This window comes from Vibrio zhugei (assembly GCF_003716875.1).
Lineage (GTDB): Bacteria > Pseudomonadota > Gammaproteobacteria > Enterobacterales > Vibrionaceae > Vibrio > Vibrio zhugei.
Genome location: NZ_CP033078.1, coordinates 2,245,028 through 2,261,332 on the forward strand (window position 1 = coordinate 2,245,028; position 16,305 = coordinate 2,261,332).

At 46.9% G+C, this 16,305-nt stretch carries 14 protein-coding genes; 4 read left to right on the plus strand and 10 right to left on the minus strand.

The features are described from left to right. Window position 1: 1 nt before the first annotated feature. Window positions 2–1,669 (plus strand): energy-dependent translational throttle protein EttA, encoded by a 1,668-nt coding sequence (gene ettA / locus EAE30_RS15580; protein ID WP_123016737.1) that lies wholly within the window; start codon window positions 2–4, stop codon window positions 1,667–1,669. Between the two features lie 108 nt (window positions 1,670–1,777). Beyond that, the gene (locus EAE30_RS15585) at window positions 1,778–2,149 is read left to right on the plus strand and encodes a PilZ domain-containing protein (RefSeq protein ID WP_123016738.1); all 372 of its coding nucleotides are present in this window, start codon (window positions 1,778–1,780) and stop codon (window positions 2,147–2,149) included. Between the two features lie 53 nt (window positions 2,150–2,202). On the opposite strand, the gene tyrA is transcribed toward EAE30_RS15585, so the two are convergent. The 3 genes from tyrA to nagZ all read right to left on the minus strand — a co-directional run bounded on the left by tyrA (window position 2,203) and on the right by nagZ (window position 5,586). Next, window positions 2,203–3,330, minus strand: a complete 1,128-nt coding sequence (gene tyrA / locus EAE30_RS15590) for a bifunctional chorismate mutase/prephenate dehydrogenase (RefSeq protein ID WP_123016739.1) — start codon at window positions 3,328–3,330, stop codon at window positions 2,203–2,205. Window positions 3,331–3,340: 10 nt separating this feature from the next. After that, window positions 3,341–4,417: a 3-deoxy-7-phosphoheptulonate synthase gene (locus EAE30_RS15595; RefSeq protein WP_123016740.1), complete on the minus strand. Its 1,077-nt coding sequence runs from the start codon at window positions 4,415–4,417 to the stop codon at window positions 3,341–3,343. A gap of 188 nt (window positions 4,418–4,605) precedes the next feature. After that, entirely contained in the window at window positions 4,606–5,586 is a 981-nt protein-coding gene (gene nagZ / locus EAE30_RS15600) for a beta-N-acetylhexosaminidase (protein ID WP_123016741.1), read from the minus strand. Between the two features lie 200 nt (window positions 5,587–5,786). Between nagZ and EAE30_RS15605 the strand changes: the two genes are divergently transcribed. Continuing rightward, window positions 5,787–6,896: an anhydro-N-acetylmuramic acid kinase gene (locus EAE30_RS15605; RefSeq protein WP_123016742.1), complete on the plus strand. Its 1,110-nt coding sequence runs from the start codon at window positions 5,787–5,789 to the stop codon at window positions 6,894–6,896. Window positions 6,897–6,915: 19 nt separating this feature from the next. Further along, window positions 6,916–7,833: an N-acetylmuramic acid 6-phosphate etherase gene (gene murQ, locus EAE30_RS15610; RefSeq protein WP_123016743.1), complete on the plus strand. Its 918-nt coding sequence runs from the start codon at window positions 6,916–6,918 to the stop codon at window positions 7,831–7,833. A gap of 7 nt (window positions 7,834–7,840) precedes the next feature. Here the strand turns inward: murQ and EAE30_RS15615 are convergent, their stop codons facing one another. The 7 genes from EAE30_RS15615 to ribF form a co-directional block, all read right to left on the minus strand. After that, complete coding sequence (locus tag EAE30_RS15615; protein WP_164711903.1) at window positions 7,841–9,670, minus strand: cation:proton antiporter; 1,830 nt, start codon at window positions 9,668–9,670, stop codon at window positions 7,841–7,843. 25 nt (window positions 9,671–9,695) lie between these two features. Next, a complete protein-coding gene (locus EAE30_RS15620) occupies window positions 9,696–10,034 on the minus strand; it encodes a DUF2799 domain-containing protein (protein ID WP_123016745.1) in 339 nt (112 codons plus the stop codon). A gap of 288 nt (window positions 10,035–10,322) precedes the next feature. Beyond that, window positions 10,323–11,285: a 4-hydroxy-3-methylbut-2-enyl diphosphate reductase gene (gene ispH / locus EAE30_RS15625; protein ID WP_164711879.1), complete on the minus strand. Its 963-nt coding sequence runs from the start codon at window positions 11,283–11,285 to the stop codon at window positions 10,323–10,325. 33 nt (window positions 11,286–11,318) lie between these two features. Further along, window positions 11,319–11,750, minus strand: coding sequence for an FKBP-type peptidyl-prolyl cis-trans isomerase (gene fkpB, locus EAE30_RS15630; protein ID WP_123016747.1), 432 nt, complete (start codon window positions 11,748–11,750; stop codon window positions 11,319–11,321). Window positions 11,751–11,883: 133 nt separating this feature from the next. Next, a complete protein-coding gene (gene lspA / locus EAE30_RS15635; RefSeq protein ID WP_123016748.1) occupies window positions 11,884–12,387 on the minus strand; it encodes a signal peptidase II in 504 nt (167 codons plus the stop codon). Window positions 12,388–12,399: 12 nt separating this feature from the next. Continuing rightward, window positions 12,400–15,243 (minus strand): isoleucine--tRNA ligase, encoded by a 2,844-nt coding sequence (gene ileS / locus EAE30_RS15640; RefSeq protein WP_123016749.1) that lies wholly within the window; start codon window positions 15,241–15,243, stop codon window positions 12,400–12,402. A gap of 63 nt (window positions 15,244–15,306) precedes the next feature. Next, window positions 15,307–16,242 (minus strand): bifunctional riboflavin kinase/FAD synthetase, encoded by a 936-nt coding sequence (ribF, locus tag EAE30_RS15645; protein ID WP_123017400.1) that lies wholly within the window; start codon window positions 16,240–16,242, stop codon window positions 15,307–15,309. Window positions 16,243–16,305: the final 63 nt, after the last annotated feature.

Here is a 16,305-nt window from a genome sequence, read left to right on the forward strand (position 1 = left end):
AATGGCTGAATACGTATATACCATGTCTGGGGTGAGCAAGATTGTGCCGCCCAAGCGACAAATCCTTAAAGACATCTCATTAAGTTTTTTTCCGGGTGCGAAGATTGGTGTGCTTGGTCTAAACGGTTCAGGTAAATCCACTCTGCTACGCATCATGGCTGGCATCGATAAGGAATTTGATGGGGAAGCCCGTCCTCAACCGGGTTTGAATGTCGGTTACCTTCCACAAGAACCGGTTTTGGATGAAAGTAAAACCGTCCGTGAAACGGTAGAAGAAGCGGTCGCCGATGTGGCAGGTGCATTGACCCGTTTAGATGAAGTGTATGCGGCTTACGCCGAACCGGATGCCGATTTTGACGCGCTTGCCAAAGAGCAAGGCGAACTAGAAGCACTGATTCAAGCCAAAGATGGTCATAACCTTGATAATGCCCTAGAACGCGCGGCTGATGCGCTCCGCCTCCCCGAGTGGGATCAAAAAGTGGAACATCTCTCTGGTGGTGAACGCCGCCGTGTCGCAATCTGTCGTTTGCTCCTTGAAAAGCCAGATATGCTGCTACTGGATGAGCCAACCAACCACTTGGATGCCGAGTCTGTAGCATGGCTAGAGCGCTTCTTATGCGATTATAGCGGAACCGTCGTCGCCATTACCCACGACCGTTACTTCCTTGATAATGCCGCGGGTTGGATTCTTGAGCTTGACCGTGGTGAAGGTATTCCATGGCAAGGGAACTACAGTTCTTGGCTAGAGCAAAAAGACGCACGCTTACGCAATGAAGCGGCTCAAGAAAAGGCTCGCCAAAAAACCATTGAAAAAGAGTTGGAATGGGTACGTCAAAATCCAAAAGGCCGCCAATCCAAATCAAAAGCGCGTATGTCACGCTTTGAAGAGCTACAAAACAACGATCATCAAAAACGTAATGAAACCAACGAACTCTTCATCCCGCCAGGTGAACGCTTAGGTGATAAAGTCGTCGAAGTATCCAACTTAACCAAATCGTTCGATGATCGCGTCTTAATTGATGATTTATCCTTCAGCATGCCTAAAGGGGCGATCGTCGGTATCATTGGTGCGAACGGTGCGGGTAAATCGACATTGTTCAAGATGTTAAGCGGCACAGAGCAACCCGATTCAGGCACAATTGAGCTGGGTGATACCGTGAAGCTGGCATCGGTTGATCAATTCCGTGACAGCATGAATGATAACAACACGGTATTTGAAGAAATTTCTGAAGGTGCGGACATCATTCGTATTAACAACTTTGAAATTCCAGCTCGTGCCTACTGCTCTCGCTTTAACTTCAAAGGCATTGACCAACAAAAAGTCATTGGTGAACTTTCTGGTGGGGAACGTAACCGTGTGCACTTAGCGAAGTTATTAAAATCAGGCGGTAACGTCTTGCTTCTCGATGAGCCAACCAATGACTTGGATGTCGAAACATTACGTGCATTAGAAGAAGCGTTATTGGAATTCCCAGGCTGTGCGATGGTAATTTCTCACGACCGCTGGTTCTTAGACCGTATCGCCACTCACATTTTGGATTATCGTGATGAAGGCCAAGTTAACTTCTATGAAGGTAACTACACCGACTACATGGATTGGTTAAAAGCGACGCTAGGCGCACAAGCGGCCGAACCACATCGCATCAAATACAAACGTATAACCAAATAGTAGCAAATAGTGTTAAGGGCGGCATAAGTCGCCCTTTTTATTTGCTCCCATTGCTATAATCTTTGCTATTCTCATTAAATGACCGTACTAACAAGTTGAATAATTATAATGGCACAAGACGAATTTGTTCGCGTAACGTATACCGCGCCAGTAACGCTCTTACAGGGTGATACCCTGAGATTTCATGGTTCGATTCATGATATCTCGATTCATGACTTGGTAATCACTTGTCAGCCACCAACAGCCCTGGATCCCAATAACATTGTGGATGTGGTTCTTATTTTACCGGACACCGATATCGAGATAGATCTCAGCACTAAAATTAACGAGATGTCGGAGAACTCTCTAAAGTTGGATGTGGATCATATTGATTTAGAGAGCTTGGTACACTACAAGCGTCTGGTTGAATTGAATATGGGAGATGATAAAAAATTCCATGAAGATTTAGAGCACTTAATCGAACTGCCACCTCACGAATAACATCGCCATGACTGTCGCCATGGCGATGAAAATCGACACCCTACTCCGCACAATTAGCCACGGTGAACCGCATCATGAGCATGCTTAAGTAAACTTTGGCTCTCTTGCATAAATTGTTTTGAGTAATCCCCAAACCAATCGCTGACTTTATTGAATTGCTCTATAAAGGCTTGGCTATCCCCTTGCTGAATTAAGCGCACCGACTCATTAAAGCTACGACTGTAGCCTTCAATCATGGCTAGATTCTCTTGAGATGAAAAAATAATATCGCCGTAGAGATTCGGATCTTGAGCAAATAGACGGCCAATCATGGCAAGTTCTAAGCGGTAAATTGGCGAACTTAACTGCAACAGTTTCTGTACGTCCGGTTTGATTTGTGACAGGTGGACACCATAAGCAAACGTTGTAAAGTGACGCAGTGCCTGAATTAACGTCATACCCTGATCATGATCGTCCGCAGAAACATCGCATACACTCGCGCCCCAAATCGCAAACTGCTGGAGCAGCCACTGGTAGGCATCCGCGTCACGACCATCACAGCACACAATCACTTGTTTCGCTAAACTGGGGACATCAGGACCAAACATCGGATGTAACCCGACAACAGGGCCTTTATGTACGTTTAGCATCGCCTGTAGAGGCTGTTTTTTCACGGACGTAAAGTCCGCTAAAATACAGTCATCAGGCAGGTTATCAAGCTTAGCAATGACCCCATCGGTTAAATGAATCGGTACAGTCACAATCACTAAGCCCGCTTGGCTTAAAATGTCATCGGCCGTCTCCCAGTCATCACGCTCAAGAATCTCAACCTGATAACCAGATAAACGAAACATGCGCGCAAATAGCGAACCTAATTGGCCTTTCCCGCCGATCAAGACCACAGAGCGTAACTCGGGTTTCAAGCATTTGAAGCCAGAATCCTTTTCACTCGCGTAGGATTCTCGCATCACTCGGCGCAGCACATCCTCAATCAATTGTGGGGGCACGCCTTGTTTGGTCGCTTCCTGACGGCGCGATGCCAACATAGCCGTTTCTCGATCGGGCGCATAGATCGGTAATCCATGTTCGCTTTTTACTTTGCCAACCTCTTCCACCAAGGCTAATCGCTGGGCTAATAAATCCAGCAATTGCTTATCCACGCTGTCGATTTTATCGCGCAATTCATTCAATTCTACGGCCATGAATCCCTCCTTATGCGTTCTCTAAACGAGCTTTTAAGAAAGGAGCGAGCTCACTTTGAGCCCGTGTCAGCAACTGTTCTGTATCTTGCCAGTTAATGCACGCATCCGTAATTGACACACCGTATTCCATTTCATCAAAAGCAAGATCCGCCGATTGGCTGCCTTCGTTGATATGGCTTTCAATCATAAGACCAATAATCGAACGGTTACCCTGTCGAATTTGCGTGAAGGCATCCTGTGCGACCAAAGGCTGACGGCGGTAATCTTTACGTGAGTTGGCGTGGCTGCAATCAATCATTAATGAGGCCTCTAACTGAGCCGCTTTCATCTCTTGCTCACATTCCGCCACGGAGACCGAATCGTAATTTGTTTGCTTACCCCCACGTAAAATAACGTGACCGTTGTGATTTCCTCGAGTTGTTAACAAGGCCACCTGCCCTTCACGGCTGATTCCCATAAAGCGATGACTTGATGCGGCCGCTTTCATGGCATTGATGGCGGTCGACAAACTGCCATCCGTACCATTTTTAAAGCCAATCGGCATAGAGAGACCACTGGCCATTTCTCGATGGGTTTGTGATTCTGTCGTGCGCGCCCCGATCGCGGCCCAACTAAAGGTATCAGACAAGTATTGAGGGCTGATGGGATCCAAGGCTTCCGTCGCAAGCGGAATTTCCATCTCGGCTAAATCCACCAGCAATTGACGGCCGACATGCAGCCCATGTTCGATATCAAACGTATCATCCAAGTGAGGGTCATTGATTAAGCCTTTCCAACCCACCGTCGTTCTTGGCTTTTCAAAGTACACACGCATGACTAAAAAGATATCGTCACCGATCGTTTCTGAAAGCGCTTTTAAACGACGAGCGTAATCTTTCGCCGCTTGAGTGTCATGAATGGAACAAGGCCCACAAACCACGAGTAAACGATGATCACGCTTATGAATGATATCCGCCACCGTTTGGCGTGATTGACGAATAAAACGACGCGCTTTATCACTCAGTGGGATCTTCTCTTTCAATACATCCGGCGTAATCAGAATATCTTCTTCAACAATATGGATATCACTTAGCTCACTTTTTTTCATGCCCGCATACCTGTAATTATTTTTTTACACACAAACCATCATGATGTGTACTCTCAATCTTTAGCTATAACTTAACAGGCTCTAAAAACAATTCAAGTGTACATTAATAAAAACATTAATCGTAAATAAAAGTTTACATTTAATTTCATCGCGACGAACCGCCCGTTTACGCCATATCATTGATGAGACTACGAGAGCAGAGCTTCCATCGAACACACCGCATCAGTCCATAACCGTGAGCGCATGAGCTCTTGGCGTGATACCTGTTGCGTTTTTCTTAAGCGGGAAGCGTGTTCCACCTCTTGAATCGCGAGACCATCGAGGACATTCACTGCGGCCTCTCGGTCATTACACATCAACACCATGTCACACCCGGACTGTAACGCATGTTGTGCGCGCGCCAGAGGCTTACCCATCACTTCAGCCCCTTTCATACTCAGGTCGTCAGAAAAAACAATCCCAGAAAACTTCATTTCTTGGCGTAGCACGTGTTTGAGCCAATACTCAGAGCCACTGGCTGGCGACGCATCATAGGAAGAGTAAACGACGTGAGCAGGCATCATCGCATCCAGCAGCCCGGAATCAATTTGATGACGAAAGATCGCGAGGTCATCCTCAATGGAGGAACGTTCATCGTAGGGGGTTTCTAAGTGAGAATCCGCGATGACGGCACCGTGACCCGGGAAGTGTTTTCCGGTTGTCGCCATTCCCGCCGATTTCATGCCATGCATAAAGGCGGAGCTATAGGTAATCACCGATGAAAGTGTCTCACCAAACGCGCGGTTGCCAATCGCTTTGCAGTCATAGCCTTTATCCAGTACAGGAGCAAAGCTTAGGTCAATATCATGAGCAATCAGCTCCATCGCCATTAACCATCCCGCTTGTTCTGCAATATACTCACCATGCTGTGCATACTGGTACTGCTGCGCGGCTGGAATGCGAGAAAAGCCTTCTTTGAAGCGTTGTACCCGACCGCCTTCTTGATCCACACCAATTAAAATAGGACGACCTGCAGCACGACGCATGCTTGCCGTTAATGCACACAGTTGTTCGTTATCATAATAATTACGAGAAAATAAAATAACGCCCCCCACCGTCGGGTGCGCCAGCATTTCTTTCTCTTCAGCATCCAGTTCGTGTCCTGACACGTCTAACCAAAGCGGCCCCATGCTCTCTCCTTGTCGATTAAAATTACGCTACACTCACTGAAAAATCTCACTGAATGATACTATTCGGTTTGTAACGATGCTTATTAGCCATCGACAGCGCGATAGCCTGTCACAAATACACGGTCACTATTGTGCCGATTGGTGTGTGACGAGTATACAATGGCAGGCAATAATTAGGTAAATATAACGAAGGATTGACTATGGTTTCCCAAGGTACTCTGTATATCGGTATTATGTCTGGCACCAGCCTCGATGGCATTGATGTCGCATTGGTGGATGTGCAAGCCGATAACGTAAAGCTGCTGAGTTCGCTTGAGTACCCGATCCCCGACGCGCTGCGTCGTACGCTGTTATCGATCGCCAGTAATCACCCGACGACCATTGAACACATTGGAGACGCAGACCATCAATTGGCGTCTTTGTATGCCTCGGCCGTTAATCAACTGCTCGCCGAAACCGGACTGAAAGCGACGCAAATCGAAGCCATTGGCTGCCATGGACAGACGGTATTTCACCGGCCCAATCACGCGGCCCCATTCACTTATCAACTGGGCGATGCTAATTTACTGGCAATCAAAACGGGGATTACAACCGTCGCAGATTTTCGCAGAAAAGATCTCGCCCTCGGTGGGCAAGGCGCTCCACTGGTTCCTGCGTTTCATCAGTTTCTCTTCGGCCAGCGAGACTCGACGACCGTCATCGCCAATATTGGGGGCATTGCCAATATTTCCGTTTTACATGCACACACGACGTTGGGCTATGACACGGGCCCTGGCAATATGCTGATGGATGCTTGGTGTCTGCGTCACCTAGGCCAACACTATGATGCTGACGCACATTGGGCAAAAACCGGCACCGTGATCCCGGCACTCTTAGAGCAACTCATGCACGATCGCTACTTCGCATTACCCGCCCCCAAAAGTACCGGACGTGAATATTTTCATTTGGATTGGCTGCAACCGTTTCTATCACCACAGTATGCCCCGCAAGATGTGCAGCGAACATTATGCGAATTGACGGCACAAACGTTAGCGGATGCAGTCCAACAATACCAATGGGGTTCAACCCCCCGTTTGTACTTGTGTGGTGGTGGTGCCAATAACCCCCTATTAATGGACAGGCTCCGCGCCACTCTGCCAGAATGGTCAGTCACCACCACTTCACAGCACAACGTGGACAGTGACTTCATGGAAGCCATGGCATTTGCTTGGCTAGCTCAACGACGAATGCATAACTTGCCGAGTAATTTACCCAAGGTCACGGGGGCTTGTCGCCTAACATCATTAGGCGTAATTTATACCGCAGATTAACCATAGGAAACCGATCTTTATGACCAACGATGCCCTCCTTTCTGCTTTATCTCATTTGGTATCAGAAACGCGTAATCCAGATACCATGGACATTGATACACTCAGTTCATTAGACGTGGTATCGCGTCTCAATCAGCAAGATAAATTAGTGCCCTTAGCCATAGAGCAAGAGCTCCCACGTATCGCAGAAGCGGTGGATGTGATTACTCATGCTTTTAAGCATGGCGGCCGACTCATTTATCTTGGCGCAGGAACCAGCGGGCGCTTAGGTGTGCTGGATGCGGTAGAGTGTCCCCCTACCTTTAGCGTGAGTGATGACATGGTCGTCGGCTTAATTGCAGGCGGTAAGGATGCGATGTTTAAGGCCCAAGAAGGGGCCGAGGACTCACGCACACTCGGAGCAGAAGAGCTCAAACGAATAGCGTTTTCGTCCAAGGATGTTCTGGTTGGCATTGCTGCCAGTGGTCGCACCCCCTATGTGATTGGCGCTATTGATTATGCCAACCGTATTGGCGCCAAAACCGTGGCACTGTCTTGTAACCCCAATTCCCCCATTGCCGATATCGCACACATCGCTATTTCGCCAATTGTCGGTCCGGAAGCCTTAACAGGTTCGACCCGTTTAAAATCAGGCACAGCACAAAAACTGGTGCTCAATATGCTGACAACCGCCAGTATGATTCGCTTAGGGAAAAGCTATCAAAACTTGATGGTCGACGTGAAAGCCACCAATCAAAAACTCGAAGCGCGGGCAACTCGCATCGTCATGCAAGCGACCGACTGTGGGGAAGAGGAAGCCAAAACCCTACTCGAACACAGTCATAATAATGCCAAAGCGGCCATATTGATGCATTTGACCGGGATCAGCTATCAAGAAGCTGACAAGAAGTTGCGCGACGCCGATGGATTCTTGCGCCGCGCAATTGCAGAGGAATGAAGACGCGTTACTCACTGTCTTTTTCGGTTGTGCTTTGACCATTCGCGGATTTGCCACCGGTCATCAACGAGACAACAATGTCGCCTGTTTGCGGATCAAACGACGATATGTCATGGCACATTTTGATGCGACCTTTCGCATTGACCAGAAACAGCGGTAAGAAATAACGGTCTTTGTGCTGTAACAAATAGTCTTGATAGGTAAAGGCTTCGCTTAAGCGGGTGTGCTTAATTTCCCCTCCTTGGTTCATTAGGCTCGCCAGTTTTTTATAGCTGACTTCTCCGCCCAAGAACGGGAGACCATGGTACTCCTGCGCCACATTATGTTTATCGGTGGGATCGGCTTTGACTTTATCATGTAAGCAGAACACGCGAGTTTCACCAAAATCGGATAAAAACTGCATGCAAGACATCGCATTGAAATGTTTATCTGCCGTGAGAGCAACTACGTGCCCAATACCAATTAGGTTAAGGTAATTGTCAGCATGGCTGGAGTTAGGGTTACCGTAATAATACTCTAACCCCATCATCCGAGCTTGGCGAATATAGTCCCAGTTTGAATCGGTGACCACCACACGACAATCGTACTTACGAATGGCTTGGCCTAATTGCCGCGCAATATCATTGGCGCCAATAATAAGAAACCCTTTCGGCGCAGGCTCAGCCACTTTCAACCATACGGCGATCGGCCGCGCAGTTGCGCTTTGTAATACGACGGTCCCGATAATCACCATAAAGGTCAACGGGACAAGTAAGTTCGCTCCAGCGATGTCCATATTGGTTAATTTAATGGAAAAAAGCGCCGATATCGATGCGGCGACAATGCCTCTTGGCGCCACCCAAGAAAGAAACAACTTATCTTTAAACGTCAGCTTGCTGCCAATAGTGGTAACAAATATCGAGACAGGCCGTGAGATGAGCTGCATGAACAAAAACAGCCCTAAAGCGCCCCAACTGAAAATTAAGAAATCTTCTGGATCAATGCGCGCAGCCAGTAAAATGAACAACCCTGAAATCAATAACACAGTGAGGTGTTCTTTAAAGTGCAAAATATGACGGATGTTGACGCCTTTAGCGTTCGCTAGCCACATTCCCATCACGGTCACAGTGAGAAGTCCCGATTCCGACTCTAACGCATTCGATAATGAAAAGACGCCCAAAACAATGCTTAATACTGCAAACGGTTGTAAGTAAGTGGGAAGCATACGACGACGTAAGACAAAGGCGACAAATGCCCCAGAGACCGCCCCGATAATTAAACCGATCATCAAGATCATCGCAAGCACGTGCAAACTATGCGCTTCACTACTCGAGACTAAAAACTCGTAGATCATCACCACAAAGAGCGCGCCTAAAGGATCGATGAGAATGCCTTCCCAACGCAGAAAGTTCGCTAAGCGAGTCATGGGACGCACGGTTCTCAAAAGCGGCACAATGACGGTAGGCCCGGTCACTACGGTTAAGCTACCAAACAGGAGGGCCATCGCCCACTCCAGTCCTACCAAATAATGGGCGGCAGTACTGGTGAGTCCCCAAGAGATTAAGGCACCGAAGGTCACAATACTCCAAACAGTATGGCTTACTCCCCGTATTTCCTTAAAGTTAAGCGTTAAGCTACCTTCAAATAAGATCACAGCGACCGCTAACGAAATCAGAGGAAATAACAGATCACCCATCAATTCTTGCGGGTGCAAAACCCCAGCAACAGGTCCCACAACGATCCCTGCAATCAATAAAAATAAAATGGCGGGCAAACGCAGTTTCCATGCTAGCCACTGGCAAATTAAACCAACGATACCTATACCGGCTACCGACAATGCAATCAATTCTCCGTGCATCATCACTCCTTGAATTTTTTAATAGTTATTGATTATAGTCGCGCCAGCCGCGCTGCCATTCTAAACGAAATTTTTGTCCAGATTTCGTATGATCACAGGTGCCTTGATACCCTTGCCCGTTCAATCCGATTTGATAGGCACGGTCCGGATTACAATATTGCTCAAGCCCATCGGCATAACCTGCCTCATAAGACGACTCCTGTGTCGCATTTAGACTGGAAAGTGTCGTAAATGAACGCTCGTCATTTCCGCGAATCGCATCTTTATACCCTACTTGATACCAATTGCTCTTACCTTGAAGCTTAGCAGGACTGCTCGAGCATCCGGCTAATACTAAGACCAATACAGCGATAAATATTTTCATCGACAAACTTGCCTCTATAAATGTGGGCGACCTAATTATTTTTATTAAAAACTTGAATAAAAAGAACTCATTGCTCGTTAGTGTATCGCTTTCTCAAAAATCAAACTGCAAAAAAAATAACCAATATCGTTAAAAAGCACGTCAATTGTTAATTGTGACTCACAAAAAACAACATGATTAACATAATTTATACAAATACCACGATGTGACAGCACTGCCTAAGACCACTAATCCCGAAATAAAAAGGCTCCTCTTAAGGAGCCTTTCCGTTCTCTAATCTTATTAAGGTTAGTCTACTTGTTTAATTTGTAGTTCTTTAGGGACCTCAAAAACCATATTTTCTTCACGTCCCAACACTTCTTCTACATGCTCAGCACCACAGTCTTTAATGCGCTGTAGAATCTGATCGACCAATTCTTCGGGTGCCGATGCACCAGCCGTCACGCCAACTAACTGCGTACCGTTGAACCATTCTTCTTGGATGTCTTCGCTGCAATCGGTCAGATACCCTGGCGTACCGAGCTTCTCAGCTAACTCTTTCAAACGTGTCGAGTTGGAGGAGTTTTTTGAACCAACCACAATCATCAGATCCACTTGGCTTGCCATGATTCTCACGGCGTCTTGGCGATTCTGGGTGGCATAGCAAATATCGTCTTTACGCGGACCTTGAATGGCTGGGAAAACCTCGCGTAAACGATCAATCACATCCGCCGTTTCATCAACCGACAACGTCGTTTGGCTCACGTAATGTAAATTTTGAGGATTTTTGACCACATTCACCAGTTTATCGACATCCGCTGGGGTTTCGACTAAGTACATGCCACCTTCGGTGCTCATGTATTGCCCCATGGTACCTTCGACTTCTGGATGGCCAGCATGACCGATCAGTACCACTTCCATATGTTTTCGGCTCGCTCGCGCCACTTCCATATGCACTTTTGTTACCAATGGGCAGGTGGCATCGAAGACCGTGAGATCGCGCTCTTTCGCTTTCTTGCGCACGGCTTGTGATACACCGTGAGCAGAAAAAATAACAATATTGTTATCTGGGACCTCATCGAGTTCTTCAACAAATACAGCACCTCGCTGTTTTAAACCTTCAACCACAAAGCGATTATGAACAACTTCATGACGAACATAAATCGGTGGCTGATACAGTTCAAGGGCGCGCTCAACAATGCTAATGGCTCGATCAACACCGGCGCAAAAGCCACGTGGGTTAGCTAACAATATTTTCATTTTTTCGCTCATGGATAAGTTAATCGTTCAATATTCTACGCGAAGTTAGTCAACAGATAAAATATCAACTTCGAAGGTCACATCCTGCCCGGCCAGCGGATGATTAAAGTCTACCGTCACCGATTCACCAGAGATGTCTTTGATGATGCCCGGATACTCCTGACCATCGGGCCCAGAAAAAGCCATAATGGTGCCCACTTCAACGGCGGCGTCACCAATAAATTTGGTTCTATCCATATGTTGAATATTATCGGGATTAGGCTCACCAAAGGCATCTTTTGCTGCTAACGCGATGGCCTGACTGTCGCCAGCCTTAAGACCGATAAGATGTTTTTCAAAATTTTCGCTGATGTTGCCATCACCGATAACAAATTGGGCGGGTTTACCTAAATTATGAGTACTATCCGCGACCGAGCCATCACTCAGTTTAATGGCAAAATGCAGAGTGACAACGGAACGTTCTGTAATTTCTTTCACAAGATGGTGTCCTTACTAATAATGGGAAATGATGCCGCCATAGTGAGCGAACTCACGCCACTAAGGTTCTAACAAAAAGCGCTATCCGATTCAACGAATAGCGCTTAAAGGTAGGCTTTTTCAATCAGGAAGCTTACTGGTCTTTTTTGGCAAAAAAGCCTTCAAAAACAATCATCACGGCGCCAATACAAATCGCGCTATCAGCCAAGTTGAAGGCTGGCCAATGATGATTGGCCCAGTGAACATCAAGATAATCGATAACAAAGCCATGCACGATTCGGTCAAACACATTACCGACCGCGCCACCAATGATCAATGCGTAAGCGATATTACTCCACTTATCGCTGGCACTTGCGCGGCGCATAGAGAAGACCAAAAAGGCCACCACTGCGAACGCAATAGCACTGAATAACCATCGCTGCCAACCTGTTTGATCACTCAAAAAGCTGAAGGCCGCACCAAAGTTATGTACATAAACCAAATTGAAAAACGGCAGAATCTCAATTCGATTTTCCCATCCATAACTCATGGTATTCATTACAACGTATTTGATACCAATATCCGCAATGAAAACCAGTAACGCCAGCGCGAGCCAGCGTATCCCTGATTGTTTTAGCGTTAACGCTTGTTTTGTCATGTCAGTATCTTTTTATGCGTAATGACGGACTTCGCCATCACCTTCAATGTTAGACACACAACGGCCACAAATGGTCTCGTAACCTTCGATAGTACCGACATCTGTCGTATGGTGCCAACAACGGTCACACTTCTCTGCATCCATCTTGATAACATCCACAAACAGACCGTCAAGATCGGTCGCTTGAGCGGTGTCACTTTTCTCTGTCAGCGGTTTGACCACAGCCGAAGAGGTAAGCAAAACAAAACGCAGTTCGTCACCTAATTTGTTCAGCGCCGTTGCGATAGCATCGTCAGCAAAGAGCACAACCTGTGCCTGCAGAGAGCCACCAATGACTTTTTCGTTACGAGCATTTTCCAGCAATTTATTCACTGAACCACGAATGTGTTGAATGTCATTCCAGAACTCATCATTCAGCTCTTCGCCTTCGCTAAGCCCAAACAATCCATCGAACCATTCTTCCGTGAACACATAGCGCGCACGATCTTCACCGTTCGCTTGTTTCACTGGCATTGCGTTCCAAATTTCATCGGCAGTAAACGACATAATTGGCGCCATCCAACGAACCAAGGCTTCTACAATGTAGTACAACGCGGTTTGACAGCTACGTTGCGCATGGCTGCCTTGCTTCGCAGTGTATTGACGGTCTTTGGTCACATCTAAATAGAAAGATCCCATTTCAATAGAGCAGAAATGCATCAAACGTTGCACAACATTATGCATGTTGTAATCGTTATAGGCTTTGGTGATCTCTTCTTGCGCAGCCAAGGCTCGTCCCACTGCCCAGCGATCAAGTGCCACCATCTCTTCAGCAGGAACAATATCTGTCGCAGGATTAAAACCACTTAAGTTCGCCAAGAAGAAACGAGCGGTATTACGAATACGACGATACGCATCAGCGCTACGCTTAAGAATTTCATCAGAAACCGCCACTTCACCCGTGTAATCCGTTGAAGAAACCCACAGACGTAGGATATCCGCTCCCAATTTATTGGTGACATCTTTAGGGGCAACCACATTACCCACCGATTTCGACATCTTACGACCGTCGCCATCCACAACAAAACCGTGTGTTAAGACTTCTTTGTAAGGCGCTTTTGCTTTTGTCGCAACAGAGGTGATCAATGACGATTGGAACCAACCACGATGCTGATCCGAGCCTTCTAAGTACAGATCCGGTTCATTGCCAGCAAATTCTTCACGGTTATCAACCACCGCATAGTGGGTCACACCCGAGTCAAACCACACATCTAAAGTATCAAGCACTTTGTCGTAATGGGCAGCGTCATCACCAATTAATGTTTCAGCGTCTACATCCCACCATGCTTGAATGCCTTTTTCTTCAACCAGTTGCGCGACTTTTTCAATCACTTCCAGTGAATTAGGGTGTAGCTCAGCGGTTTCTTTATGGACGAAAAGTGCAATTGGCACACCCCACGTACGTTGACGCGAAATACACCACTCAGGACGACCTTCAATCATCCCTTCGATACGGCTTTGTCCCCAATCCGGCATCCATTTAACGCCTTTGATGGCTTCAAGAGCTTTATTACGCAAACCGTTCTTATCCATAGACACAAACCATTGTGGTGTCGCACGGAAGATGATCGGGGTTTTATGGCGCCAACAATGCGGATAGCTGTGTTCAAACTCTTCGTAATGCAGCAGTGCACCACGCTCTTTAAGCAGAGCTACCACATTCGGGTTCGCTTTAAATACGTGCTGACCGGCAAAGTGCTCTGTATCTGGTAGGTAAACACCGTTTGAACCGACAGGGTTCGCGACTTCAAGGCCATATTGCATGCCAACCATAAAGTCTTCTTGACCATGACCAGGGGCTGTGTGCACCACACCAGTACCTGATTCGGTCGTCACATGGTCACCAAGTACAACGGGCACGCTCATGTCTAAGTATGGATGACGGAATTGTTGTAGTTCCAGATCCGCGCCTTTCGCGTAGCCCAGTGCGTGATACTCAGTGATACCAGCACGTTTCATGACATCATCAGCAAGCTCTGTCGCGACAATGATACGCTCTGGGTTATCACCCTCGATTTGCAGTAACACGTATTCAAGATCATCACGCATACAAACCGCACGGTTGGCAGGCATGGTCCAAGGTGTTGTTGTCCAAATAACAACTGAGATATCACCTTCACCTTGTGCACCGTCAAACGTAAATTTACCGAGTAATGCTGCGGCGTCAGCCGCCTTAAAACGCACATCAATAGACGGTGATACTTTGTTCTTGTACTCCACTTCCGCTTCCGCGAGTGCTGAACCACAATCCGTACACCAATGCACAGGTTTGAAGCCTTTATGTAGATGGCCGTTGTCAGCAATTTTACCTAAAGCGCGAATGATATTGGCTTCGGTTGCGAAATCCATGGTGCGGTATGGTTTTTCCCAATCACCAAGAATGCCAAGACGCTTAAAGCTGGCTTTTTGGCCTTCTACTTGCCCTGCGGCATATTCACGACATTTTTCACGAAACTCCGCCGCCGTCAGTTTGTTACCGGGTTTACCAAATTTCTTTTCCACCATGAGCTCGATAGGAAGTCCATGACAGTCCCAACCGGGAACATAAGGTGCGTCGAAGCCAGAAAGTGTTTTGGATTTAATAATAATGTCTTTAAGAATCTTGTTCAGGGCATGACCCATGTGAATATCACCGTTGGCATATGGAGGGCCATCGTGTAACACAAAAGATTTTTTGCCTTTTTTCGCTTTACGGATCGCACCGTAAAGGTCTTCTTGATACCAACGCTCAAGCATCTCTGGCTCACGTTTAGCCAGATTACCGCGCATCGGAAACCCTGTTTCAGGTAAATTCAGGGTATCTTTATACTCACTCATCGATTCTTAATTCCGTTGTGTTGGGCGAAGTTAGACATTATGTTGATCGCATTCATGATCCGATCAACCCTTTAGCTGACGCAGCCACACCCTTGCAGCATCAGCATCCAATTCAATTTGTTGTTTTAATGCATCGAAAGATTCAAATTTCACTTCATCGCGCAGCTTGTGTCTTAAAATCACCTCAAGCTGTTTGCCGTATAGATTGCCATGATAATCGAATAAATGCACTTCGAGCTGTTTACGCACACCGCTGACGGTTGGTCGTTGGCCTACATTGGCCACACCACCAATCAGCGAGGTTCCAAGCCCTTGAACTTCAACGACGTATACACCTTTGACAGGTGACACCCATCGTTTCAGTGGCACATTCGCGGTAGGAAACCCGATGGTTCGCCCTAACTTTCGACCATGGGAGACTTTACCGCTAATGCTAAATGGTCTGCCGAGCATCCGCTGAGCAGAGGTTAAATCATCGTTGGCTAACGCCTTTCGTATCGCCGTACTACTGACACGAGAATCGTTCAGACAAAAACTTTGTGTACTGACGACATCAAAGCCAAATTGCTGACCTGCCGCTTGCAGCATCGCAAAATTCCCCGTGCGATTGCGGCCAAAACAAAAATCATCACCCACGACAAGGAATTTAACACCGAGCCGTTTAACCAACAAGTCGCGGATAAAACTCTCCGCCGATAAGGAAGCAAAATGATGATTAAAGTTGACGCATAGCAGGCGATCAATGCCCAATTTATCAAGCTGGGTATACTTATCTCTTAAGCGTGTTAAACGAGCCGGTGCACGCTCTTTGGCAAAAAGCTCCAGAGGCTGAGGCTCAAAAATCATCGCCACCGACGCCAAATTCAACTGTTTCGCTTGTTGAGAAACCTGACGTAGCACTTGTTGGTGTCCTAAGTGAACACCATCAAAATTGCCTATCGTGACAACACATCCATGATGATGTGGTTGAATATTGTGTATACCGCGAACGAATTCCATTGGAATATGTTTAACACCCACTTTCTGATTGCTTATGCATAAAACTGGCCGATTATACCTTAA

What these genes read in the sequence shown, in the direction of transcription:
- EAE30_RS15585 (WP_123016738.1), top strand. Translation starts at nt 1,778, where the DNA reads ATGGCACAAGACGAATTTGTTCGCGTAACGTATACCGCGCCAGTAACG.
- ettA (WP_123016737.1), top strand. Translation starts at nt 2, where the DNA reads ATGGCTGAATACGTATATACCATGTCTGGGGTGAGCAAGATTGTGCCG.
- lspA (WP_123016748.1), bottom strand. Translation starts at nt 12,387, where the DNA reads ATGACAAAACAAGCGTTAACGCTAAAACAATCAGGGATACGCTGGCTC.
- ileS (WP_123016749.1), bottom strand. Translation starts at nt 15,243, where the DNA reads ATGAGTGAGTATAAAGATACCCTGAATTTACCTGAAACAGGGTTTCCG.
- murQ (WP_123016743.1), top strand. Translation starts at nt 6,916, where the DNA reads ATGACCAACGATGCCCTCCTTTCTGCTTTATCTCATTTGGTATCAGAA.
- EAE30_RS15620 (WP_123016745.1), bottom strand. Translation starts at nt 10,034, where the DNA reads ATGAAAATATTTATCGCTGTATTGGTCTTAGTATTAGCCGGATGCTCG.
- EAE30_RS15605 (WP_123016742.1), top strand. Translation starts at nt 5,787, where the DNA reads ATGGTTTCCCAAGGTACTCTGTATATCGGTATTATGTCTGGCACCAGC.
- tyrA (WP_123016739.1), bottom strand. Translation starts at nt 3,330, where the DNA reads ATGGCCGTAGAATTGAATGAATTGCGCGATAAAATCGACAGCGTGGAT.
- ispH (WP_164711879.1), bottom strand. Translation starts at nt 11,285, where the DNA reads ATGAGCGAAAAAATGAAAATATTGTTAGCTAACCCACGTGGCTTTTGC.
- ribF (WP_123017400.1), bottom strand. Translation starts at nt 16,242, where the DNA reads ATGGAATTCGTTCGCGGTATACACAATATTCAACCACATCATCATGGA.
- EAE30_RS15595 (WP_123016740.1), bottom strand. Translation starts at nt 4,417, where the DNA reads ATGAAAAAAAGTGAGCTAAGTGATATCCATATTGTTGAAGAAGATATT.
- nagZ (WP_123016741.1), bottom strand. Translation starts at nt 5,586, where the DNA reads ATGGGGCCGCTTTGGTTAGACGTGTCAGGACACGAACTGGATGCTGAA.
- EAE30_RS15615 (WP_164711903.1), bottom strand. Translation starts at nt 9,670, where the DNA reads ATGCACGGAGAATTGATTGCATTGTCGGTAGCCGGTATAGGTATCGTT.